This is a genomic window from Pseudochrobactrum albidum (genome assembly GCF_051851455.1).
Lineage (GTDB): Bacteria > Pseudomonadota > Alphaproteobacteria > Rhizobiales > Rhizobiaceae > Pseudochrobactrum.
Map to the genome: position 1 here is coordinate 1 of NZ_JBPVTR010000010.1, position 21,703 is coordinate 21,703.

Annotated in this window: 27 protein-coding genes and 2 pseudogenes; 12 read left to right on the forward strand and 17 right to left on the reverse strand. The window is 63.0% G+C overall.

The window, feature by feature from the left end:
• The 7 genes and pseudogenes from ACSTTO_RS00470 to ACSTTO_RS00500 all read right to left on the reverse strand — a co-directional run.
• Positions 1–358 (reverse strand): annotated as a pseudogene (locus ACSTTO_RS00470) (TraB/TrbI/VirB10 family type IV secretion system protein); the annotation flags it as partial.
• Between the two features lie 89 nt (positions 359–447).
• Complete coding sequence (locus tag ACSTTO_RS00475) at positions 448–648, reverse strand: hypothetical protein (protein WP_256497088.1); 201 nt, start codon at positions 646–648, stop codon at positions 448–450.
• 12 nt (positions 649–660) lie between these two features.
• Positions 661–1,356, reverse strand: a complete 696-nt coding sequence (locus tag ACSTTO_RS00480) for a hypothetical protein (protein WP_256497089.1) — start codon at positions 1,354–1,356, stop codon at positions 661–663.
• On the reverse strand, positions 1,353–1,637 hold the full coding sequence (locus tag ACSTTO_RS00485; protein WP_223953288.1) for a ribbon-helix-helix domain-containing protein: 285 nt from the start codon (positions 1,635–1,637) through the stop codon (positions 1,353–1,355). Before ACSTTO_RS00485 ends, ACSTTO_RS00480 begins: the two co-directional genes overlap by 4 nt.
• A 47-nt stretch (positions 1,638–1,684) precedes the next feature.
• The gene (locus ACSTTO_RS00490) at positions 1,685–2,329 is read right to left on the reverse strand and encodes an AAA family ATPase (RefSeq protein WP_439271155.1); all 645 of its coding nucleotides are present in this window, start codon (positions 2,327–2,329) and stop codon (positions 1,685–1,687) included.
• 147 nt (positions 2,330–2,476) lie between these two features.
• A complete protein-coding gene (locus tag ACSTTO_RS00495; RefSeq protein WP_439271156.1) occupies positions 2,477–4,861 on the reverse strand; it encodes an LPD7 domain-containing protein in 2,385 nt (794 codons plus the stop codon).
• Positions 4,851–5,213: a plasmid mobilization protein gene (locus tag ACSTTO_RS00500; RefSeq protein WP_147095506.1), complete on the reverse strand. Its 363-nt coding sequence runs from the start codon at positions 5,211–5,213 to the stop codon at positions 4,851–4,853. The genes ACSTTO_RS00495 and ACSTTO_RS00500 overlap by 11 nt, the downstream gene beginning before the upstream one ends.
• 451 nt (positions 5,214–5,664) lie before the next feature.
• Here ACSTTO_RS00500 and ACSTTO_RS00505 point away from each other — a divergent pair, with 451 nt between their 5' ends.
• From ACSTTO_RS00505 to ACSTTO_RS00545, 9 genes are all read left to right on the forward strand, one after another.
• On the forward strand, positions 5,665–6,090 hold the full coding sequence (locus ACSTTO_RS00505) for a hypothetical protein (protein ID WP_439271157.1): 426 nt from the start codon (positions 5,665–5,667) through the stop codon (positions 6,088–6,090).
• A 5-nt stretch (positions 6,091–6,095) separates the two neighbouring features.
• Positions 6,096–6,800 carry a StbB family protein gene (gene stbB / locus ACSTTO_RS00510; RefSeq protein WP_439271158.1) on the forward strand — a complete coding sequence of 235 codons (705 nt, stop codon included), beginning with the start codon at positions 6,096–6,098 and terminating at the stop codon, positions 6,798–6,800.
• 10 nt (positions 6,801–6,810) lie between these two features.
• The gene (locus tag ACSTTO_RS00515; protein ID WP_439271159.1) at positions 6,811–7,386 is read left to right on the forward strand and encodes a hypothetical protein; all 576 of its coding nucleotides are present in this window, start codon (positions 6,811–6,813) and stop codon (positions 7,384–7,386) included.
• Positions 7,383–8,990 carry a type IV secretion system DNA-binding domain-containing protein gene (locus tag ACSTTO_RS00520; RefSeq protein WP_439271160.1) on the forward strand — a complete coding sequence of 536 codons (1,608 nt, stop codon included), beginning with the start codon at positions 7,383–7,385 and terminating at the stop codon, positions 8,988–8,990. The genes ACSTTO_RS00515 and ACSTTO_RS00520 overlap by 4 nt, the downstream gene beginning before the upstream one ends.
• A 413-nt stretch (positions 8,991–9,403) precedes the next feature.
• Positions 9,404–10,141, forward strand: a complete 738-nt coding sequence (gene virB5, locus ACSTTO_RS00525; protein ID WP_439271161.1) for a P-type DNA transfer protein VirB5 — start codon at positions 9,404–9,406, stop codon at positions 10,139–10,141.
• 11 nt (positions 10,142–10,152) lie between these two features.
• A complete protein-coding gene (locus ACSTTO_RS00530; RefSeq protein WP_439271162.1) occupies positions 10,153–10,632 on the forward strand; it encodes a hypothetical protein in 480 nt (159 codons plus the stop codon).
• Positions 10,629–10,895, forward strand: coding sequence for an EexN family lipoprotein (locus ACSTTO_RS00535; RefSeq protein WP_439271163.1), 267 nt, complete (start codon positions 10,629–10,631; stop codon positions 10,893–10,895). The genes ACSTTO_RS00530 and ACSTTO_RS00535 overlap by 4 nt, the downstream gene beginning before the upstream one ends.
• A gap of 2 nt (positions 10,896–10,897) precedes the next feature.
• Entirely contained in the window at positions 10,898–11,974 is a 1,077-nt protein-coding gene (locus tag ACSTTO_RS00540; protein WP_439271164.1) for a TrbL/VirB6 family protein, read from the forward strand.
• On the forward strand, positions 11,971–12,129 hold the full coding sequence (locus tag ACSTTO_RS00545) for a hypothetical protein (RefSeq protein ID WP_439271165.1): 159 nt from the start codon (positions 11,971–11,973) through the stop codon (positions 12,127–12,129). Before ACSTTO_RS00540 ends, ACSTTO_RS00545 begins: the two co-directional genes overlap by 4 nt.
• A 1,614-nt stretch (positions 12,130–13,743) precedes the next feature.
• Here the strand turns inward: ACSTTO_RS00545 and ACSTTO_RS00550 are convergent.
• From ACSTTO_RS00550 to ACSTTO_RS00590, 9 genes are all read right to left on the reverse strand, one after another.
• A complete protein-coding gene (locus ACSTTO_RS00550) occupies positions 13,744–14,952 on the reverse strand; it encodes a replication initiator protein A (RefSeq protein ID WP_081256098.1) in 1,209 nt (402 codons plus the stop codon).
• Positions 14,949–15,203: a hypothetical protein gene (locus ACSTTO_RS00555; RefSeq protein WP_337142097.1), complete on the reverse strand. Its 255-nt coding sequence runs from the start codon at positions 15,201–15,203 to the stop codon at positions 14,949–14,951. The genes ACSTTO_RS00550 and ACSTTO_RS00555 overlap by 4 nt, the downstream gene beginning before the upstream one ends.
• A 104-nt stretch (positions 15,204–15,307) precedes the next feature.
• Positions 15,308–15,682, reverse strand: coding sequence for a hypothetical protein (locus ACSTTO_RS00560; protein WP_014125932.1), 375 nt, complete (start codon positions 15,680–15,682; stop codon positions 15,308–15,310).
• Between the two features lie 90 nt (positions 15,683–15,772).
• Positions 15,773–16,081, reverse strand: a complete 309-nt coding sequence (locus tag ACSTTO_RS00565) for a type II toxin-antitoxin system RelE/ParE family toxin (RefSeq protein WP_439271166.1) — start codon at positions 16,079–16,081, stop codon at positions 15,773–15,775.
• 3 nt (positions 16,082–16,084) lie between these two features.
• The gene (locus ACSTTO_RS00570) at positions 16,085–16,909 is read right to left on the reverse strand and encodes a hypothetical protein (RefSeq protein WP_439271167.1); all 825 of its coding nucleotides are present in this window, start codon (positions 16,907–16,909) and stop codon (positions 16,085–16,087) included.
• Complete coding sequence (relB, locus tag ACSTTO_RS00575; protein ID WP_228336690.1) at positions 16,906–17,358, reverse strand: type II toxin-antitoxin system RelB family antitoxin; 453 nt, start codon at positions 17,356–17,358, stop codon at positions 16,906–16,908. Before relB ends, ACSTTO_RS00570 begins: the two co-directional genes overlap by 4 nt.
• Before the next feature lie 297 nt (positions 17,359–17,655).
• Positions 17,656–18,192, reverse strand: coding sequence for a hypothetical protein (locus ACSTTO_RS00580; protein ID WP_003159187.1), 537 nt, complete (start codon positions 18,190–18,192; stop codon positions 17,656–17,658).
• An 11-nt stretch (positions 18,193–18,203) separates the two neighbouring features.
• Positions 18,204–18,599, reverse strand: a complete 396-nt coding sequence (locus ACSTTO_RS00585; protein ID WP_003159186.1) for a type II toxin-antitoxin system VapC family toxin — start codon at positions 18,597–18,599, stop codon at positions 18,204–18,206.
• Positions 18,596–18,847 (reverse strand): AbrB/MazE/SpoVT family DNA-binding domain-containing protein, encoded by a 252-nt coding sequence (locus tag ACSTTO_RS00590; protein ID WP_003108276.1) that lies wholly within the window; start codon positions 18,845–18,847, stop codon positions 18,596–18,598. Before ACSTTO_RS00590 ends, ACSTTO_RS00585 begins: the two co-directional genes overlap by 4 nt.
• Before the next feature lie 181 nt (positions 18,848–19,028).
• Here ACSTTO_RS00590 and ACSTTO_RS00595 point away from each other — a divergent pair, with 181 nt between their 5' ends.
• The 3 genes from ACSTTO_RS00595 to ACSTTO_RS00605 all read left to right on the forward strand — a co-directional run bounded on the left by ACSTTO_RS00595 (position 19,029) and on the right by ACSTTO_RS00605 (position 21,460).
• Positions 19,029–19,595, forward strand: a complete 567-nt coding sequence (locus ACSTTO_RS00595; protein WP_003159185.1) for a recombinase family protein — start codon at positions 19,029–19,031, stop codon at positions 19,593–19,595.
• A 115-nt stretch (positions 19,596–19,710) separates the two neighbouring features.
• Positions 19,711–20,301: a recombinase family protein gene (locus ACSTTO_RS00600; protein ID WP_439271168.1), complete on the forward strand. Its 591-nt coding sequence runs from the start codon at positions 19,711–19,713 to the stop codon at positions 20,299–20,301.
• Between the two features lie 229 nt (positions 20,302–20,530).
• Positions 20,531–21,460, forward strand: coding sequence for an SDR family NAD(P)-dependent oxidoreductase (locus ACSTTO_RS00605; RefSeq protein ID WP_439271169.1), 930 nt, complete (start codon positions 20,531–20,533; stop codon positions 21,458–21,460).
• A gap of 76 nt (positions 21,461–21,536) precedes the next feature.
• On the opposite strand, the pseudogene ACSTTO_RS00610 reads toward ACSTTO_RS00605, so the two are convergent.
• A pseudogene (locus ACSTTO_RS00610) lies at positions 21,537–21,703 on the reverse strand (TrbI/VirB10 family protein); the annotation flags it as partial.

Sequence of the window (21,703 nt, forward strand, 5' to 3'; positions counted from 1 at the left end):
CAGCCAGCAGCGTGGAGAGGCCAGCCGCCCGCATCAGATCCCACCAATGGTAATCGACGCCATCCTCAAGACCCGCATAACCGCTGGCATCCGCGCCCGGCAGGCGCTCAAGAACGATCGACCGACCACCGGGGAGGATCAGCCGGTTCCAGACCAGCAGAACCCGGCGCTGGCCGAAGGTCACATCGTCATCATATTGCCCGATGATGCGGGTGCCTTGCGGGATCAGAAGCAGCGACCCGGTCGGGCTGTCATAGACGTTTTCCGTGACCTGCGCGGTGATCTGGCCGGGAAGGTCAGAGCGGATGCCGGTGATCAGGGCGGCCGGGATGACGGCCCCGGCCTGAAGGATATAGGGCAAGAGGCGTTCAACAACGTCACCTTGCCGGATGAAAACGTCTATAAAACCGCCATTGAGGCCGCCCTCGGCTGACAACTCGGCCAGTTTCAGGACGCGGACGGCTCCGACGTCTCCCCGTCCTCCGGCCACGCGATAACAACGCGCTCGGGCTTGTCAGGGAGCGGCGGCAATAGGTGCTCGTCGCGCGGCATCAGTAGATACATGCCGCCATCGTCGGCAGGCCGCGCCCGGTACGGGTCGGGGCGTTCATCCGGCGGGCTGTTATGAGTAGGTGATTTTTCGCTCATTTACTCAATTCCTCAACGGCCGTAACCGTAGCCGGTTTCAGCTTCATAGTTGCCCTGATGGTCGCGGCTCACTTCCACGTCGTCGCCCACGTCCATTTCCGCGCCCTCGATCTGCGGAACCATCACGCGGTCGCCGTCGGCCTCGATGACGAAGGCCCGGCCCTCGTCGTCGCGCTCGATCTGCTGCACCACTTCACCCGCAAACGATTCATCGCGGGCCAAGATTCGCGCCTCGTACTCGGCGGCCAGCTCCGGGCTAACGCCGGCATGGCTCAATTCCTCGGCGTGCTGCTGCTCCTGGGCGTGCTCGACGGCGGAATGCAGGCGCTCGCGCTCCCTGCTGATGCCCTGCCCTTCCGTCGCGGCCAGCTCGGCGCGCAGCTCGGCATTCTCGGCCCGCTCGGCCGCGTACAGCCCGGCATAGTCCGGGCGGGGGGCGGCGGCCTCGATGTTGCCGCCCTCGATGCGCTCGCGCATCACCTGGGCGGGCTGCAAGTCGCCGGCAGGCCCGCCGGCCTCTCGGTCGCGGTCGTGGGGCCGGTCGCCCTGCTCGGCCTGGAAAACGCGCTGCCGGCACTCGGCCAGCTCGCGGGCCAGTTCGGCGCGTCGGGTCGGGTCGGTTTCGCGTTCCAGCTCCAAGGCCAGCGCGCCGCACTGGTCGCGCAACCTGGGCAGCTCGTCCATGTGTTCGGTGTCGTGCTCGCTCATGGTTCGATGGTCATTCCACGGTCGAGAAGCTGGTAAATCGCCATGTTGATAAGGGCGGCCCGCGTCTGCCCTACCTTCGCGGCCATCGCGTCGAGCCTATCCACCAGTTCAACGGAAATGGTGAGGCTGATTTGTTCCTTGTTGCCCTTCATCGTGCGCTTGCGGGCGCGGGCCGGCGTAGCAGGCGCAGGGGAAACGGCACCGTCCGGCGCAGCATTGATGAAAGCGTCCGCGTTCGGCGTCGGCTTCTGTGTCTTGGGGGTTGGTCTAGTAATCGCCATTGCATTGCCCTTGCATTGTCAAAGGATATGAATTTACGTTCTTATGCCTAGTCAAACAATGCGGAAACAAGCGCATTCAGTTCCGCCATTGCCTTCTTGTCCTGCGGCTTGAGTTCCAGCACGGACAAGCCCGCGCCGGCCGCGTTGGCAAATGCCTTGCGGCGTCGGATGGGGGTCGGCAGGTATTCAAACTGCGGCACGTCGGCCACGGCCGCCGCTGCCTCGGTGTTATCGGTCGAGGCTTCGCCAGGGTCGGCGCAGTTCAGCACGGCCACGGCGCGCAGGCCGTCACGCACGCTGCGGGCTTCATCGACCAGTGCGGCTATGTCGTTCAGCGCCCATACGTCGTAGCTCCTGGGTTGGAACGGAACCACGATCACATCGGACAGCACCAGCGCCGCCCGCAAGGCGGTGGAATCTCGGCCGCCGGCATCAATGATGATGTCCTGAAACTTGCCCTGCTGCTGCGTGACCTGGGCGCGCAAGGTCGGGCCGTCTGGATAGCTCGCGCAGGCGATGCCCGGCGCGTGGCCGGCGTCGGCCCGGATGCTGATAGCGGTCTGTGCCGTGCCTTGGCGGTCGGCGTCGATCAGCCACACGTCGCGGCCAGACAGCGCCCGCGCGATTGCGATATTCACGGCCAGGGTGGTTTTCCCTACGCCGCCTTTGGTGTTGCCCACGGTCACTATCATGGTTCGGCCTCGTTCATATGAAAAGGATAGTTTAATTATATCCAATTCCCTACCTTTGGCAATCCGTTACCCATGAATTGCAGTGCATGGGATGGTGACGCCGCGGCGGTGGCCAGGTCGCCGCGGTGTCACCAAAAGGGCAGGGCACTACCGGCTGCGGCCGGTGTCGCGTGGTGGGCGCTGCGGTTCTTGGCCGCGCTCCTGTTCCGGCTCGGTCGTGCGGCCTGGGCCGCCCTGGGCGGGCTTGGCGCGCTCGGCCTGGGCCATGTAGGCCCGGCCGGCCTTGATCGCCTCCCGGCGCTGCTCGTATCGCTCCTGCAAGCCCTTGTCGCTGAACTCGACGTAAAGCCCCTTATCGGCCGCAATGTCGGCCATCGCATGCCTGTATGCCTCATCGCCACCACGTAGCCGGATGCTCGGCCCGAACTTCGCCAGGGCGAGGCGCAGGCCGGTTTCCAGCGTGTCGCGCTCGGTCTGGCTGAACTCAACCGCCGGCCCGGTATCGGTGAACATAGCCCGGCGCTGCTGGTCGTAGTAGGTCACATTGCCGTCCTGATCGACCTTGTACCCGGCCGGGGCGGCCGGCTTCATGATCGGCGCGGCCTCGGGGTGGCGGCCGTCCTTGTCCTCGATGCGCTCGCGTGTGGCCGGCTGCGGCTGTCTCATGCGCTGCCGGCGCAGCTCGGCCAGGGCGTCGGCATCGCCACGCTCGGCACGCTCGGCCAGATAGGCGCGGTACTGGTCGGCTGGCTTCATGCGATACCGGGCTTTCAGCTCGGTGCGCTCGGCCTCGATCTGCTCGCGCAAGGCAAGGTCGCGCTTCACCTTCTCCATGCGGGCCAGGGATAGGGCGGCTTTCCGCTCTGTCGCCTTCATGGTGCTGTCGTTCTGGATGGCTCGGCGCTCGGCCTGATACTGGCGGCGCTGCTCGGCGCGGCGCTCCTGCTCCCGCCGCTTCTGCGTCTGCCAATCCTGTTCCCGGCGCTCGCGCTGCTGCGGTTGCCATTCCCGCCGGTAGTCGGCCCAAAGGTCGCGGCGCGGGGCGCTCCGGGCCGGCTGCTGCACTTCGCGGCCCTGCTGCTCGGCGTAGGTACGGCGCAAGATCGGCGCGGCCTCGCGCCAGGGCAAATGCAGCTCCTGGGTAAGAAAGTCGGTCACGTTCAGGTTTCGACGACCGCACCGTATGCGGTCGCTGCCGTCCTTCGCCTTCGTCACCTCGTACTTGTCGGGCATCACGCCATGCGTGCGGCTGACGGTCGCCAGCAGGCGCGCGGCGTCCAGCTCGCGCTTGATCGTGTCGAACTCGGCCCGGCCGGCGTCCTGGCCGCGCATGGTCGCTTCGTGCCGCTCGGCAATGCGCTGGCCGACGACGGTATCCGCCGGCCGGCTGTCCCGCTCCTGGGCCGGCGAGGGTAGGGGGGGCGGCTCCCTGGCTGGCTGCGCCCTCGTCGGGGCCGGTGGCTCGGGCTGCGGCTCGATCTCATGGGCGGCCCGGTGCTTGGCGTAGAAGCTGGCCGCGCGCTCGGCCAGCATGGCCCGGCGCTGCTCGGGGTCGGCCTCACGATAGGCGGCGTATGCCTTGCGGCTCCCGCTGTTGAGATATTTCAGCTCGGTCGCCCTGACTTCGTGCCACTCCTTCAAACGGTCGGCAATGTCGGTCGGGGTAGGGCGGGGCGCTTGCGCGTCCTCGTATCCCTGGCGCAGCTCGCCGGCCAGCCGGCGGCGCTTCTCGTCGGTCGGCAGCTCGATAAATTCACGGCTGAAAACGTGGTCTTTTAGGTTGATGCCCTTGGCCGCGCCCTCGGGCTTCACGTTGAGATATTCGGCCGCTCTGCCGGCGTTCCGGGTCTTTGTCTCGCCGTACCGCGTGACGACGGCTCGGAACTGGTCGAAGTCGGTCACGCCCTGGTCGAGCACGTCGGACAAGATGCGCTCTTTCAAGTCGTGGTTCGCACCCTTGAAATAGTCGCCCTTGTATCTGGCGATCATCGCGCTTTCGTCGGTGAACTCCACGCGCCGGTTATCTTTCGGGCTGGCAAGCCCATATTTGGCGTTGATGTGTTCCTGAAAGGCTTCAAGGAATTTGGTCTGCTGATCGACCTTGCCGAACGGGTTTAGATTCCGCTGGCTCAATAGGTTGTGTTCGGGAATGACGATGTGAATATGCGGCTTGCGTTCGATGAACTCGCCCGTTTGCTGGTTGGTGTAGCTTTTCAACCTGGGCAAGTGCGCTTCGGCATAGAAGTTGTATTCGTCCGCCTCGTATGCCGTCATGGCGAACTGCTGGAACTCGTCGGTGATCGCCTGTAGCTGCTCCCGGCTGATTTCATCCTCTTTGAAAGCCAGGGTGATATGCAAATACCGCTCGCCCTGCTTGTCCATGCTGTTGATGATGGCGTCGGTCAATTTCAGGTCGCCCGCCAATATCACGCGCTCGTCCAGCTCGGCGCGGTTGTAGTCGCGGCCGTCCTTCCGGCCTTCTTCCAGATATTCGCGGATTCCGGCCTCGCCGCCACGCACCCTAATCAGCATGTTCGACGGCCTCCCGCATCGCGTCGGCAATGGCCTGTAGCTCGGCCAGGATGCCGGCATAGGTCGCGGGCGTGGCCGTGCCGGCCAGCTCGGCCGCGTTCGCCGCGTGGGCGAGCTGGTTCATGTTGTTGCTGGTCTTGTTGAACAGGTACAGCAGCCGGCGCTTGTCGCTACTCGCGGGCACGCGGGCGACAACCTGGGTGCGGTTCTGCAAGACGCATTCGCGGAAGAACTCGGACGGCTTCAAGCCCGATGCCTCGACCTTCGCCAGATAGGCGGCATGGTCGGCGTCGGTAAGGCGAAAGCTCACCGGTCGGGTGAGCTTCTGGCCGTCTGCGGGCTTGCGGGGCATGGGCGGGCCTCCCTTCATTTCCTGCCCGGACGGCGGCCAGGGCAGGGCGGTTGCAGGCCGGCGCGGGCAGCGCCGGGCGGTCTTGCCGGATGGCGACGAATCCCCGGCCTGGTGGGCGGGGATCTGTCGCCAGTCGGCGCGGCTCCCGAAGGGGCCGCCGGCAGGGTTTCCAAAGGGGGGCAACCCCTTTGGGCACGGGATATGTGTCAAAACGCGGAGCGTTTTGTAAACATATCCAACGTGCCTATCTTGCACGCCACCATAGTATAGCGCGGCATACGCATTGCCTCAACACGCACATTACACTGCACTAGCACTGCACATACACGCTTGACACTGCAAATACACTGCATGATAATTGCGCTCAAGCGGCGAAAGCCGTTTGACGCACTGCATATGCACTGCAAAAATGGCGTTTTCCGGCAACGGGACAACGCAAAGAGGTTGATAGATGACGAAAACCAGTGTGGCCGACGTGCTGCGCGAGCTGGCGAAGGGCGACAAAAGCCGCTCGGAAACGGCCCGCCTGCGCGACGTGATAGACGAAGTGGAAGCTGCCCTAGCCGCTGGCGTAAGCCGGTCGGCGGTGCTGGATGCCCTACACGGCCAGGGCTTCACGATGACGCTAAAGAGCTTCGAGAGCGCCCTTTATCGCATCAGGAAACAGCGGGGGCAGGGCACGGCAGGAACACCAGCCGTGCCCGTCCCGGCTCCCCTTCGTCATGACGAAAAGCCGCCGGCCTCCCCGCCAGCGGAAAACGCACGCGAAGGCGACAAGCCCAAAGCGCGCATCACGAACCCGGCCGACGTGCGCAAAGCACGGAAGCGGGACATTGACTTAGAGAGCCTGGAAGATGGCTCGGACGATCAGGAGTAAAGATTATGAAAGTCGCCGTTCTCAACTACACCGGCACTGTCGGCAAGACCACCATCGCCGCGCATCTGCTTTCGCCCCGCATGGGGGATGCACCCATCTTCGCGGTGGAAACGATCAACGAAACGGCCGCCGGCCTGGGCGTCGATGTGGAACAGATCAGGGGCCAAAAATTCCGCGAGCTGTTCACCAAGCTGCTGAAACTCGATGACGCAATCATCGACGTGGGTGCATCGAACGTCGAAGCGTTCCTTGATGGTGTCGTGAAAATGGACGGCTCGCACCTGGAAATTGATTACTTCATCGTCCCGGTAACGCCTGGAACGAAGGAACAGAAGGAAACCATTTCTCTGGTCGGCACCCTGGCGGATATGGGCATCGACGCGGAAAAAATCCGCATCGTGTTTAACCGCGTTGAAGGCGACGTATCCGAAGAATTTCCTTATGTCGTTGCATACGCGAAAAAGGAAAAATCCTGCATCGCCAATCCTGACGCGGCCATCTTTGAAAATGAATTGTTCGATGCTCTCGGCGTCAAGAAGCTGACTCTAAGCGCACTCCTGGCCGATGAAACCGACTACAAGGCATTGCTACGGAAACCGGATGCCAGCGAGAAAGACCGGAACAATTGGGCCGAACTCCACGGCTTGAAGCTGCTGGCGCGTGGCGTGAATCGCAATCTCGATGCCGTCTATGACGCGATTTTCAAGTGAGGGGCAGAATATGGAAGCGGAACGCACGCCCCGCAATTCAAGGGATGCTCTAATCGCTGACCTCTTGGGCGATTTGGGGCGCGTCGATGACAAAATCACGGCCCTGGAACAGCGGATTGATTCCCTGCCGGACGCCTTCAAGGAAGCCATAGCGCCGTCGCTCGGCGCGGTGACGATGGCAACGAAGGAAGCCCAGGCCGCAATACAGCAGGCCGGCAGAACCGAAGTGGCGGCCTTCAAGAACTTCACGGCCCAGGACAAGATCGCCTTGCGCGATGCCCTGAAAGCGGCGCTGCGCGAGGATGCCGGCGCGGCCCTGGCCGATGTGGCGCGCGATCTGTCCAGCTCGGCGCGGCTCCATGAGGAAGCCGCCAAGGCGGAACGTCGGCAGCGGTGGCAGTGGTTGGCCGTCGCCTTGGCTGTCGGCCTGCTCGGCGGGGCGCTCGGCTTCTACGGCTCGCATCTGCTCTACGGCCAGCAGCAGGCCGAACAAGCGGCCTTCGGCCGCGCCGTCATGGCAACCTGGGGCGATCTGGACGCCAAGGCCAAAGAACGCATCCAAGAGGCCAGAAGGAACACGCCATGAAGCCCGCCCTTGTCCTGACGCTCGTTATCCTGGCCGCCTCGGCCTTCTTCCTGGCCCGCAACGTGCGCGACACGCTCAAGGGCAAGAACCGGGGCGCGGTTGCCTGGGTGGTGTGGCTCTGGCTTGGCCTGTGGGCTGCGGCCCTGGTCTATGGCATCGCCTCGACCGTGCCGCGCTGGCTCGCCTCGGGCGAATCCTCGGCGCTCCTGGCGCTCGGCGTGGCCGTCGTCTCGGTGTTCTGCCAAACGCGCCTATGGGGTCACTACGTCGCCCGCGCGAACTATGCGCCGCACGGTCAGGAAACCGTCGTGCGCGGCACGGAAGTTGTCGGCGGCGGCGATCTGCAAGCCCGCATGTACGGCGACAAGGCCATGCCGGCCGACGTGGATATTGAAATCGGCGGCGTTGTCCTTCCTCGGATGCTGGAAGCCCAGCACATGCTTTTCAGCGGCACCACGGGCGCAGGCAAGACGCAGGCCATCAATCGGGTGCTGCGGGCCGTTCGCCAGCGCGGGCAGCGGGCTTTGATCGCTGACCCTGCCGGCGGCTTCTTCTCCCGCTTCGGCCGCCCTGGTGACGTGCTTTTCAACCCGTTTGATCGGCGCTCGGTCGATTGGTCGCCCTTCGCGGAAATCCGCCATGAATACGATTGCCAACGCATCGCCAAGGCGGCCGTGCCGGACGGCACCGGCGAGGGGGCAGAGTGGCACCACTACGCGCAAACGCTCCTAGGTGAAACGCTGCTCGCCCTGCATCAGCGCGGGGAACATTCGGTAAAGCGGCTGCTGCACTACGTCAGCGCGGCCGACACGAAGGAACTAGGCGAGCTGCTGGTCGGCACGCCTGCGGCCATCCTGACGGCCAAGGGCAACGACAAGATGCTGAACAATACGCGCGGCATCATCGCTACCTATCTCGGCGTGTGGCGCTACCTGCCCGACGCCGGCACGTTCTCCGTGCGTGAGTGGGTGCAGGACGAAACCCGCGAGGGGTGGCTGTTCGTCACCTACCGCGACGATCAAATGGGGATGCTGCGCGGGCTGGTCGCCTCGATCTTGGAACTTGGCATTGTCGAAGGCTTGAGCCTGTCGGAGAACCAAGAGCGCGGGCTGTGGTTCGTGTTCGATGAAGTCGATTCCCTGGGCAAAGTGTCGAGCCTGCGCGGCGGCCTGACGAAGCTCCGCAAGTACGGTGGCCGGTGCGTCCTGGGCTTACAAACGGTGTCGCAGCTCCGCGAAACCTACGGCCGCGACGAAGCGCAAACGCTCCTGGCAAACCTCTCCACCAAGCTGATACTGCGGGCCGGCGATAACGAAACGGCCGAGTATTTCAGCAAGGAACTTGGCGAACAGGACATTGACCGGCTGCAAATGACGACGGGCCAGGGCACCAGCTCGGGCGGCGTGCTCAACCCTGGGCACTCGTCGGAATCCAGCAATACCAGCTACAACATGCAGCGCGTCCGGCAAGCGGCCATCCTATCGTCGGAAATCCTGAACCTGCCCGATCTGCACGGCTTCCTGAAAATTCCCGGCCAGCCGGTCGGCGCGGTGCAGGTCGAGTATCAGGCCATGCCCGAAGTGCAGCCGGGCTTTCAGGGGTGACAACAAACATGCACGCCGCCCCCTCTTGGCCCTGCGGGCCAGGGTGGGGAAAGGTGCCTGCGGCACATTGAAAAGGATATGCAATTCATAGTAAAATAATCGCATGAATCAGATTGGTGACACGGCGGCGAACCTGGTGCGGGCACCGTGTCACCATTGGCTAATCCGCGCCAAAGTACGAAAATTGGGATGCCATTCCGCTAGGTTTTGGCATATCTGAATCAACGGTTTTGGGTGTCGCCCATCTACTAGACCGGCTCCGCGCTGCGCCCGGTCTGCCTTGAAACAGACGGCCTATCCGCCGCTGTGAAGCCCTGCGGGGCGCGCTCCTGGGTGGGGAGCAAGACCGCTGCCGATGGTGGCGGAACGGCCGAAAGGCCCGACGCCCTCCTTTCAACAGGAGTGGCAATCACATGAGCACAATCAAAGTCCTGGCCGTCCTCGGCGTAGCCGGTTGGATGATCTTCGGCAACCACGAGGCCAAGGCCCAAATCCCGGTCACCGACGGCGCTTCCATCGCGCAGCAGATCGCCAATCAGGTCGAAACCATCGCCAAGTGGAAGATGCAGTACGACCAGATGACCAGCCAGATCAACCAGATGAAGCAGCAGTACGAGTCCCTGACTGGCTCGCGCGGCCTCGGCAACATCCTGAACAACCCGGCGCTGCGCGAGTATCTGCCGGCCGACTGGCAGGGTGTCTATGACGCCGTGAAAACGGGCGGCTATGCCGGCCTGAGCGGCCGGGCGCAGTCGATCTATGAAGACACCAAGGCATTCGATGCTTGCGCCCATTTCAAGATCGCGGACCAGCGCACCGCGTGCGAGGCCCAGGCCGTCAAGGGTGCCCAGGACAAGGCTTTCGCCCTGGACGCCTACGACAAGGCCAAGTCACGGCTGAACCAAATCGACCAGCTCATGGCGAAGATCAACGACACGCCCGACCCCAAGGCGATTGCCGAGCTGCAAGGCCGTATCGCGGCCGAGCAGGCCATGATTCAGAACGAGCAGACCAAGCTCCAGATGTACGCGATGGTGGCGGCGGCCGAGGATCGCTTGCAGGAACAGCGCGCGCACGAAATGAACGTGCGGGATGCTGCGAAGCGCGACGGCCTCAAAGTTCAGCCCATGAACTTTTCGCTGCGTCCGTAAGGGGGACTGTCATGATTTACGTCCTCTCCGGCCTGCTCGCGGGTCTGTACGCGGCAATGGTTATCGGCTTCTGGCGCGACGTGCGCCGCTTCGGCAAGTGGAAGGAAACCATCGGCCGCGAAGTGCATATGTTCGCGATGGATGGCGTGTCCATCTATGCGGCCTTGATGGTGGCCTACTTCGCCGCGAACGACTGGTACGGCTTCACCTTGCCGCTGTTCAGTCAAGGCCAGCTCATGAGCTGGCAAGCAACGCTCCTGGCGGTCGCCTGCGCGGTTACCAGTCTGTCCATCGGCTACTTCAATGGTCGGGAAAGGTTTCTGACACCGACCTATGCAGGTCGCCGGGAAGCAACGCTGCGCTTTCTCGCCTCTCGCCAGATCATCGAAGCGGCCGAAGTAGCTCATGCGCTGAAAGTCATACAGCAACATGAAACCCGGCAAGCTGCCGGCCACACCATCGAAGCCGAAGCACGGGAGGTCGGAAAATGAGAAAGCTCACCCTCTCCCTGATCGTCGCGGCTGTCCTGGTCGGCTGCACGGAACCGACTGAACCCGTCCAGTCGGTCGATTGGTACAAGGAACACGCAACCGAGCGGACCGACCGTTTGGCGAAGTGCCGGGCCAATCCTGGCGAACTGTCCGAAACGCCGAACTGCATCAACGCGGAACGTGCTGAAAGCCTTGCCGATGCGGGCAAGCGGCGCGGCCTCAACGTTCAGCCCATGACGGGCGTCAAGATGGGAGGCAAGTAGCCATGCCAGCAACAACAAACGTCTTCCAAGGCATCGGCGGCACCCTGGACAATGCCACGACGACCTTTGTCACGAACGTGGCCGGCGACACCATTGCAACGGTCTATCCCTGGGCGCTCGGCGCGCTAACGCTCTACATCACCCTGTACGCCTACATGATGATGACCGGGCAAGTTCAGGAGCCTTTCAAAACAGGGCTTTTGAAGATGGTCAAGGTCATGATCGTGGGGACGATGGCGCTGAATGCCGATATGTACCTGAATGGCGTTGTCGAAGCCTTCCGGGGCATTGAACACGGGCTAACGTCCTCCTTCTCCGGTTCGACTGGAAGCTCGATCTATGCCTCTCTGGACAGCAGCTTGAGCAAGGGGCTTGAGTTGATAATGCAGTGCCGAGAAAAGGCGCAGGCAGCCAGTTGGCGAGAGCCTGGGACGATCTTCGGGTGGTACGCCATCATGGTGCTGATTGCTGTAGGCTTTGCCCTGGTGGTGGTGTTCGGCGGCATCGCCATCCTGATGTCCACCATCTACCTGAAAATCCTCTTTGCCATTGGGCCGGTATTTATCATGTGCCTAATGTTCCCGGTCACGGCGAAGTTCTTCGATTCCTGGGTTGGCTTCGTGCTGAACCACGTTCTGATTGTTGCGCTGACCGCGGTCGTGCTGACGCTCGGCGTCACGATCTACGACAACGAAATATCGAAGGTTGTCATCGACTCCGATCAGAACATGCTCATGGTGGCCCTGGAGCTGCTTGTCGTGGCAGCAATCCTCTATGGCATCGTGAAGGGTGTCATGCCGATGGCTGCGGCTCTGGCTGGCGGTATCTCGATGGCCGTCATGACGGCGCGCGGCCTGACCGATAGCCTGGACAAAGGCCGGCGCGGCGTCCAGCAAACGGCAAAGGCCGGTTTGGCCCTTGGCAAAGGCGCTTACGGCTTGGGCAAGGGTGCCTACGGGCTTGGCAAAGCGGGCGTGAACAAGCTCCGAGGCAATAGCGTTTCCAATGCCGGCGGCGGTGGATGGCAGCCCGCATACAACGCGGCAACCCTGGGCAACCTGCAACGGAAAAGCCAATGAGCGATAGACCGCACGACGAAGCAATGGCCGAGGCGTACCGCAAGCGGCCGGGCGAAGCGTTCGCCATGTTCCGGGCGCTGCTGCTCGATGGCGGCCAGCTCGGAGAATGGCGCATCTTCTGGCGTCACGTCCGGCTTGCGCTGCGTCGGCGGTAAGTCCCTCGATCTGCACCACGGCCCCGCCTCGGCGGGGCTTTCTTTTTGGTGACAACGGATCTTGCTCGATCGCGCGGGCCTGTCACCATTGCCGGGCATTGGTGACGCCGGCAGCTCGGCCAGGTCGTCGCCGTGTCACCATCGGGAACGGTAGGAATAGTAATAGTCTTACTACTATTATTCTTATCCCCTGCCCTACTCCGCGCTTCGCTTGGGCAACCCCTTCGGTTGCATCCCGCGTCCGATCTTGCCGGACTGGCTGCGGGGGCAGGCCCGGCGGCTTCGCCTTGTTCCTCCCCCTGGCCGATAGGCTGCACGGCTTCCAGTGGCATCAAGGGTGAAGGCTTCGCCCGGCATCCTCGCCCGGTCGCCTACGGCGCTGCGGCCTGCGGTGCCGCCCTTGACACCACTTCCAGCCAAACGGCCCCAGGTGCCCCGGTTTTCAAGTGGAAAGGGGGTCAAGGGTGAAACCGGAAGCCGCACGCGGAGCGCAGCCCGTAGGGCGAGCACCGAACGGGTGAGGATTTCAGGGCCGCAGGCCCGGCCCTTGATGCCCTTGGAACGTCCCAAGCCTCTAGTCTGGGGGGCAGTCAAGGAAGCGAAGCGCCCCGCCGGCTGCACCCCTGACGACAGAGGGCGACTCGCTCCCTTCCCGCCGGGGCGGGAAGGGCAGGGGGATGGGTGGCGGGCGCGGAACGCGCCTTTCTCCCGCTCGCCGGCCCTGCCGGCGTGGGGGCGGTGTGTAGGCCCGGCCCGTTGGAATCATTGGCCTTTTTCGAGATTCAAGACAGATTCAGCGCATGACAGGCCCGCCGGACGCCCCAGGAAGCGCCGTAGGCGCTTTTTGATGGCTTGGCGGGGGTGTGAGGTCGCCCCTACCCTGAAAAACGCCCCTACGGCCTTCCCGCGCGCTCTGGTGCCCGTTTTGTGGCACGCCGGCCCGGCTCGGCCCCTTTCTGAAAGCCCATTGCGGCCTTTCCGCTTGCGCTGCCGGTTCCTGGCGGGGCGCGTAGCGCCCTGCCCTGCGCTGGCGGTCGAGCTGCACCGCGCGGCTTTGGCCGCGCCCTGGTAAAGCGTCCTGGCCGAAGGCCAGCCATTTGACCGGAGGGGGAGCCGGCGAAGCCGGGGGAACCCCGTAGGGGTGCCCCGCCGAAGGCGCAGGCCGGCGCCGTAGGCGACGGGGCGGAGCGCGAAGCGCGGAGGGTAGGCGCGCCCGCAGGGCGTTGCGGCGGTTCGTTTTGCGCTGCCGGTCGAGTTATGCACAGGCCGGCACGTTTTAAGAGTTTTAAATATGTTTTAAAGATTTAGAGCGGAAAAACGCCGAAAAATCCTTAAAAATCAATAGCTTGCAGGATTGCCCGGTGGGTAATAGACGGGCTTTGGTGGGTAATAGACGGAGCCGGGTGTGTAATCGACGGAACCCGGTGTGTAATCGACGGACTATCCACAGGCTGGAAGCCTGAAACGAATCGCCTCCGTCGATTACACACCTTTGGCGACAAAAACCGCCCGCCTGGCTGTCGATCTGTCGCCATCGTTCCGTCTATTACACACCGCCATGCCTGGCGGTCATGGTGACGCGGCCGAGCTGGCCAGGTCGTCAGCGTGTCACCATCATGCAAGCGGCGGCGGAGCGTCATCGTCGCCTATGTCTTGGCCGTCCTCGCCTTCCTCGTCCGGCAAGTCGGGCAGCTCGTCCGGGGTAGCGTCCCGGTTGGTGATGATGAGCATCGGGCCAGCCTTCCCGGCCACCTCTGCAAGCGTGTATTCGGGCAAGTCGTTCGCGTCGATCAGCTTGCGCAGGATGCGGCAGAACTCTTTGAACGTGCCCACGCTGCCGCTGCGCTCATAGATCAGCTTGAAAGACCAACGCGCCCGGCCACGGCCGGCAGCTCGTCGCGCCAATCGGTACAGGAACCGGCCTATGCCCGGCTCGATCAAGAAATACTCGGGATGCACGGTCAGAACCTCGGGGTTCTTGGCCTCGACCACCTCCCGATAAATCCAGCTCGGCACCTCGATTTCCACGCCCGCCACGCGACCGTTTTCCGCATAGGAAACGGTGCGGTAGTTGCTTAGAAGCCCCTCGCCCTCGGCCTCGCGCATCATGCGCCCGCCCTTGCCCTTTCGCGTCCTGACGATCTTCAAGGATGTGCTTTTCAGGCGGTCTAACGCCGCCTCGATTTCCTCGTACTGACGGCCGCCATCCGAACGTCGGCAGAACTTGAGGATTTCCGCGACATGCGGACGGAAAACCCGGCTAGGCTTGTCGCCGCGCCCTTCACGGTAGCGGTTCATCGCATCGGTAAGGTGCGAAATCGCCATCAGCACAATGTCATAGTCCCAAACGGACGCCATGCCATCGGGGCCGGCCTTCACTTCCACATAGCCATCGGTCAGTTCGTAGCGGATGGTTTCGCCGGCTCGCTTGTCCTTCTTGGACAGGCGGAACACGGCCACGTCCATGATGCTGCGGCTATCTTTCGTCGCCACGTCGTACAGGACAGGCACGAAAAAATCGGCCTGGGCATCGCCTTCTGGCGGCCGGCGCATGGATGGTGACGGCGCAGCTTTGGCCGTGTCCTCGCGGGCATTGCGCTTGATGGACGCGATAGCGGCGGCCTTCGCCTCGGCTTCTTCCTGCTCCCTGGCTGCGTCCTCCGCGCGCACGCGGCGCTCTGCCTGGGCGAACGTCTCGCCCGGTCGGGCGGCGGCCTCAACGCGCTTGCGGTGCTTCGCGTCGATGGTGGCTTTCAAGCGAGTCAAGGAATCGCCCAGGGTGTCACCTATGGCGCGTGGGCCGTCGTGTGGTGTTCGGCTCATGCGCCCTCCCTGATGAAGTTTTCGGCTTCGTCGGCCGTGTCGAAAGGGACACCATCTGGATAGCTCCGACCGTAGGGCCGTGCCATCCATCGGCCATCTGACAGGGGCGACACTTCGCCAAGAAAGTTGCCGTCCGTCTCAACGAGGAACATCTGAGGCCGGTCGGCCCGCTGTGCGCGCAGCTCGCGCAAGGCATTCATGGCGCATTCAAATGCTGTTTCTCGGTCGCCATTTTTGCTAAGATTGGTCATGGTCATTTGCCTGTTTTGGTGATGGTCAGCGGCCCTTTCGAGTTCGCCACTCCGGGGCCGCACCCCGGCCCGACACTGTTAGCGCGGTGTCGGGCCTTTCTTTTTCACATCGGCCCCGTCGCCTCGCGCCAGTTGGACGAATCCACGATGATTTCCGGCGCAAGGTGCGCCACGTCGGCCAGCGTCGAAAGCGCCTTCTCGAACGTGCGGAAACGCACCGGGCGACCCTCGTAGGTGACGGCATGCAGCGCCCTACCCTGGCGCGCGTACAGCGTGAAACCGGCCTCGTCGTCGGGATAGAGCACGGCTTGCACCTGCTCCCGGCCGGGCGTGTCGCACGCCGCGCTGAAACGGTCGAACGTCCAAGGCCGCCCCTTCCTGGGCTTCGGCTCCAACTGGTCAAAGAAGGCATCCACGAAAGCGCCGAGCTGGTCTTGCGGGATACCTGCGTTTTCAAAGTCCTGGTGTTGCTGGTTCATCTTCGCCACTCCTAAAAATCCGGCGTTAGCGCGCCGGGGTTGGTATTGGTGACAAGTAGATCTCGCCGGCGAGATCCGCTTGTCACCACGTCACGGCATTTGCTGCGCCGCGTGTTTCACTCGCAAAATTTCCACGGTGCCGGCGTCGTCCAGCACGCGATAGAACACGATGTAATTCGGATGGGCGACCAGCTCGCGCACGAAGGCGGGCAAGCCCGGCCGGCCAGTGCGGCCCATCTTCGGATGCTGCGCAAGCGGCACGGTCTTGTCGCGCAGCTCCTGGCCGAACGTCTCCGCTCTGGTCGGGTTGTCCTGGGCGATGTAGTCGATGATGTTGTCTAGATCGGCCTCGGCCATCGGACGCCATACGATGCGGTAAGGGGTTTTTGCCTTCGCCATAGATCAATCGCCGTCCGTCTCGGCCTGCTTATCGACAAGCGCCTGAACGGCCGCGAACAGGTCATCAGCCTTGCCGCCGTAGCTCTCGAAATCGTCCAGCAAGGCGGCGAAGTCGTCCCGCTGGAACTGCTTTTCTTCGGCCTCGGCCTCGCGTGCGTCCTGCTCGTCCAGGTCGATAGCGTTCATGGCGTGCGCTCGATGCAGCCACGCATCGGCGTATTCGCGTTCATCGCTGCCGTTGCTGCCGTAGCCGTCTGCACGCGGGCACGCGACGAAGTTCTGAATGCCGGCCAGATCGCCCGCGAAGCTGCGTAGCAGCTCCTGGGGCGTCATCTGCACGCGCCGGCACTCGCGCACGAACTCCGGCGGCACGCGCAGCGTGACGGCCACGGTTTCATCGGGCACGAAGCGGCCGGCCTCGCCGGGGATGATGCCGACAGGGGCGCGGAAGCCATGCGGCCGGGCATCGCAACGCCAGCCGACAACCTCCAGGGCGCGGCCGTCGTCACTGGTGGCCCGGTCGCTGCTGTCCAGCTCGGGCACTCGGCGCAAGCTCTGGTCGATGTAGTCGCGGAAGTAGCACGCGCCGGCCGGCAGCTCCCGGCCGAAGGGCTGCGCCGGCACGATGTAGCCGAACTTCCCGACGTTGCGGCGGCTGTATTCCTGGCTCCACAGCCCGCCGCCGATCAGTTCGCGGGTGGTGCCGGCGTGCTCGATGGTCAGCAGCTCATGGCCGCCTTCGGCCTGCTGCACGTCGATCAGCCGGACGTTATGCACGGTGACAGAAGCGCCGGGCTGTGCGAGCGCGGCGAAGGCATCGAAGCTCATGCGCGCTTCGCTCCTGCCGCCTTGTGGCGTGCAATGCGGGCATCCATCCGCGCCATGACTTCATCGTGCGGGATGCTCGGCCGGGGATCGTCGATGGCTTCCTGAATCTCGGCGGCCAGCCATTCCGTATAGGCGGCGGCTTGGTGCGCCTTGCGCATCGCGTCGGCCCGGCCACGGTTGCCGGCGGTTTCCTCTTTCTCGGCCGGATTCCACTCGCTGGCGTCGAACTGGCCGATGGTGATGCCTACGTCGCGCAGGACGTTCAAGGCTGCAATGGGATTGCCGAAACGGCGCGGCTCGTTGCTGCGGGCCTTCGCCAGCAAGGCGGCGGCTCCGCTGCGCGTGGCGATCTGCACAAGGAACGCCCCGCCCTGCCCTTTCAGGGTCACGCCCTCGACGCCGCCGGCATCGCTCGCGGCGCGAAGCTGTTCAATGGTCATGCTTTGCATGATTCACTCCTTATAGGGTGATGAAAGTAACAGGGTAGATTGTGCATGTTTTCTAGGAAACGTGCAAGCCCCTGTTAGTCGGAAAACGGTCGTTTTGTGGATTTCGTGGCGGTGCCCTGCCCTTGTCGTTTTCAGAAGGCGACTGCACCAGTTCACTGGGCTGGCCGCCGTGTGTGCATAGAACTTCTGACCGGGAACGGTCAGAAGTTCTATGCACGAAGCGCCGCGAGAGATCGGAATTGCTCAGAACTCTTGTGCACGGCGCGACAAAGCCGGAACCGCCGAAAATTCCGGCGATCAACCGGCAAGCTGCTTGATGCGCTCGGCCAGGCGGCCGAAAGCCTCGTTCACGTATTCCAGCACCTTGGGTTCTGCGCCCTGCGTGCGCAGCGAGTCTTTGAAGGCTTCCAGGTCGGACAGCCATTGCCGATGCAGGCGGCCCAGCTCGTCGAGCTGAGGCCGGAAGTCTTGGAGACTGCCGCTCGCACGAAACGCCTGGTAGCCACGCTCAAGCGTGGCCGCCGTGGTCAGCAGTTGCGCGCCCATTTGCTTGTGCTGTTCGGAGAACTCGGCCATGCCGTCATAGGGCCGCGAAGCCTTGCGGCGCTCGGCTTCGGATGCCTCTTCCATGATGCGGGCGTAGCGGTAGAACCCTGGGAACTCGCGGGACAGCGCCATGAGCTGCTGATCGGATGTGCCGACCCAAATCCTGTGCAGGTCAGGCCCGTACCCCATCATGCGATTGATGATGGCATGGGCCTCGCTGACACCCTGGGCGGCAAGCTGCTGCATGTGTTGGTCGATCTTCGCGGCCAGTCGGCGGAATTCGTTCATGCTCATGTCCGTCACAAAAGGCGCGTTGATTGCCCTTGCGCCGTGAGAAGTGCCACCGCCTTCTTATCGAAGGAAACGAAGGTTTCCCCGCCAAGCCAGTTGCCTTCGTAGGCAATGACGCCATCGGCAAAGTCTCCGCCCGCGTCGAGCACCAGCAAGCCAGCCTCCACGGCAGGCCGGTTCACTTCCACATTCGCGGCGGCCAGTAGTGCCCGGATCGCGCTGGCCGCGTCGGCTTGCTGGAAGCCGTAGACACGCAGCAGCACCCAAACAAATTCGCATAGGCACGGCAGCGCGACCGCGATCAACTCGGCGTCGGTCAAGACTGCGGCGGCAACGTCCGCTTGTGCGGGATCGTCACGCACAACCGCACGCACAAGGACGTTGGTATCGACTGCGACCTTCATTGCTTACCTGCCCAGCCTTGCGCCGCCGCCTCGTTGATTTCTTCGATGGTGGCAACCTTCTGCGTCTTGCCCGCGAGCAGGCCGACAAAGCTGGCTATCGTCCCTGCGGGCCGTGCCGCCTTGAGCACGCCCCGACCGTCTGGCAACAAGTCCAGCTCGATCTTGTCGCCTGGCCTGATGCCGAGGTGTTGCAGTACGTCCTTCCGAAACGTCACTTGTCCCCGTGCGGTAACGGTCAATGTGGTCATGGTGGTTTGCCCTCGCAATCAAGGTTGATGCTTCACATAGTAATGCAAAAATGCCTTACCGTCAATGTCCGTCAAACGATCATTAGTCGGCCATGCCGGACACTGTCCAGCAAAGTTATTGCACAACGGGTTGTCGGACATTAAGATAGGCGGACGGAATGACGGACAAGAGAGGCGGCAAATGGCACTGATCGGCTATGCGCGGGTATCGACGGCGGAACAGGACACCGCCTTGCAGACGGATGCGCTACGCAAGGCAGGCTGCGAGCGCGTTTTCGAGGACACGGCTTCCGGGGCCAAGGCCGACCGCCCCGGCTTGGCTGATGCGCTGGCCTACCTGCGCGACGGCGACGTGCTGGCCGTCTGGCGGCTGGATCGGCTCGGGCGCTCTATGCCGCACCTAATCGAAACGATAGGCGCGCTGGAAGCGCGAGGCGTCGGCTTCCGTTCTCTGACGGAAGCCATCGACACCACCACGCCAGGCGGGCGGCTCATCTTCCACGTGTTCGGCGCGCTGGGCCAGTTCGAGCGCGACTTGATCCGCGAGCGCACCAAGGCCGGGTTGACTGCCGCCGCCGCTCGTGGGAGGAAGGGCGGGCGAAAGCCGGTTGTCACCGCCGACAAGTTGCAGCGAGCGCGGGAGCACATCGCCAACGGGCTTAATGTCCGAGAGGCCGCTACACGGCTCAAGGTGAGCAAGACGGCCCTGTACACCGCGCTGCAATCCACCAGTGCAGCCGACTCCTGATATTCCGTGCAGTCGTCTTCTGAAAATGACAGCCCTGCCGCGCTTTTGGCCCTGTTCGCTGTCCATAATGGCGTCTATAAAACAAAATCTATAAACTGGCGCTTTCATCGGATAAATGGACGAAAACATGAAGATCGGCTATGCGCGGGTATCGACCGACGATCAGCGAATGGACTTGCAGCGGGACGCCCTGACGGCCGCCGGCTGCGAGAAGGTATTCACGGACACGGCCAGCGGCGCGAAAGCGGCCCGGCCAGGACTGGCCGAAGCCCTCGCCTTCGCCCGCAAGGGTGATGTGCTGGTCGTGTGGCGGCTCGACCGCCTGGGGCGCTCGCTGCCCGAGCTGGTCAAGGTCGTGGGCGAGCTGGAAGCCGCCGGGGTCGGCTTTGAGAGCGTCACGGAACGGATTGAAACCAGCTCGGCCGCCGGCCGTCTGGTGTTCCATGTGTTCGCGGCCCTGGCTGAATTTGAGCGGCGCTTGATCGTGGAACGCACGCACGCCGGGCTTGAAGCGGCCAGGGCGCGAGGGCGCAAGGGTGGCCGCCCTGCCCTGCCGCCGGAAAAGGTCGCGGCGATACAGGCAATGGCGACCGGCAATCGGTCGGTGTCGGAGATATGCAAGGCGCTCAAGATCGGGCGCAGCACGCTTTACAAGTACGCGCCAGGGATGAAGGCCGCGCCGACCGTTGGTGACAAAACGAGCTGACCAGGTGCGCGGGCCTGTCGCCAGTGAGCCAGGTAGGCCATGCCTCATTTTTGGATACACAAACGTGTATCCATGTGATACGGTCATCCTATGTCAAGCAAAGACGCTGGCCTCCGTATCCGTGTTGAGGCGATCCACAATCAGGTGAGAAAGATATACTCAGGCGCATGCAAACAGTGGTGGCACGCAATATTTGCGTCACCCCAACCCAACCAAAGGAGAAGTCTACATGGGTAAGCTAAACGATAAAGTTGTCGTGGTGACGGGCTCGGTCTCTGCGATCCCGGGTTATGATTCCATTGGATCGGCAACCGTTCGCGAAGCTCTGGCAGAAGGGGCTGCGGGAGTCGTCATCTCCGATATCAACGACGAACTGGGCGAAGCCTTCGCGAAAAGCCTGAACGAACAATATGGCACCGGACGGGCTCTCTATGTCCATACAGATGTAAGAGATCCGAAGGATGTCGAAAAGCTGTTCGCTATCACCGAAAAGACCTATGGCCGCGTCGATGCTGTTATGGCCAATGCCGGGGTGGCAACGGCCGAGGACTTCGACAAGGATCCGGAAGCCGTCCTGAAATCCCGTAAGTTCATTCAAAGCATTAATGAGGACGGAGTTTTCCACACCGCCCTCTACGGTTCGCGTCTGATGATCAAGCACGGGACGAAAGGCTCCATCGTGCTGGTATCCAGTATTCACGGTGTCGTTGGTCGCCCAAAGGTCGTGAACCCGGACACGGGCGATGTGCTAATCGATCGCTTCAACTTGATTCAATACACAATGGGCAAGCATGGCGTCGTCGGCCTGTCGAAGGCCTTGGCTCTTCAACTGGCGGAATATGGCATTCGCGTTAATACGGTGAACCCGGGCTATATCATGACCCCCTTGTTTCAGGCTGCGGTCAATGCCGATAAGGGCGAGTTGGCAAAAGAGAAGACGCTGGCAACGGATGCTTTCGACTTCACCCAACTGGCGGCACTGCACCCGCTCTGCAACGACCCGGTAGAACAGGCCGATATCGTTCCACGGGGCAAGTTTGGTGGTCGCATGGGCGTTCCTGTCGAAATTGCCAAGCCCGCAGTCTTCCTGATGTCGGACGAATCTTCCTTTGTTACAGGCCAGAAGCTTGTAATTGACGGGGGGTATACGGCAGGCTGAGATCGCCTTGTGGGAGGCTCCCACACTGGCTCGCTGCATCGCCGGGGTCGAAGTCGCCTTCGCCCGGGTGCGCGCGATCGCTTGTGGCAAGCTCGGCCCCGACAGCCAGCAGCGTGGAGAGGCCAGCCGCCCGCATCAGATCCCACCAATGGTAATCGACGCCATCCTCAAGACCCGCATAACCGCTGGCATCCGCGCCCGGCAGGCGCTCAAGAACGATCGACCGACCACCGGGGAGGATCA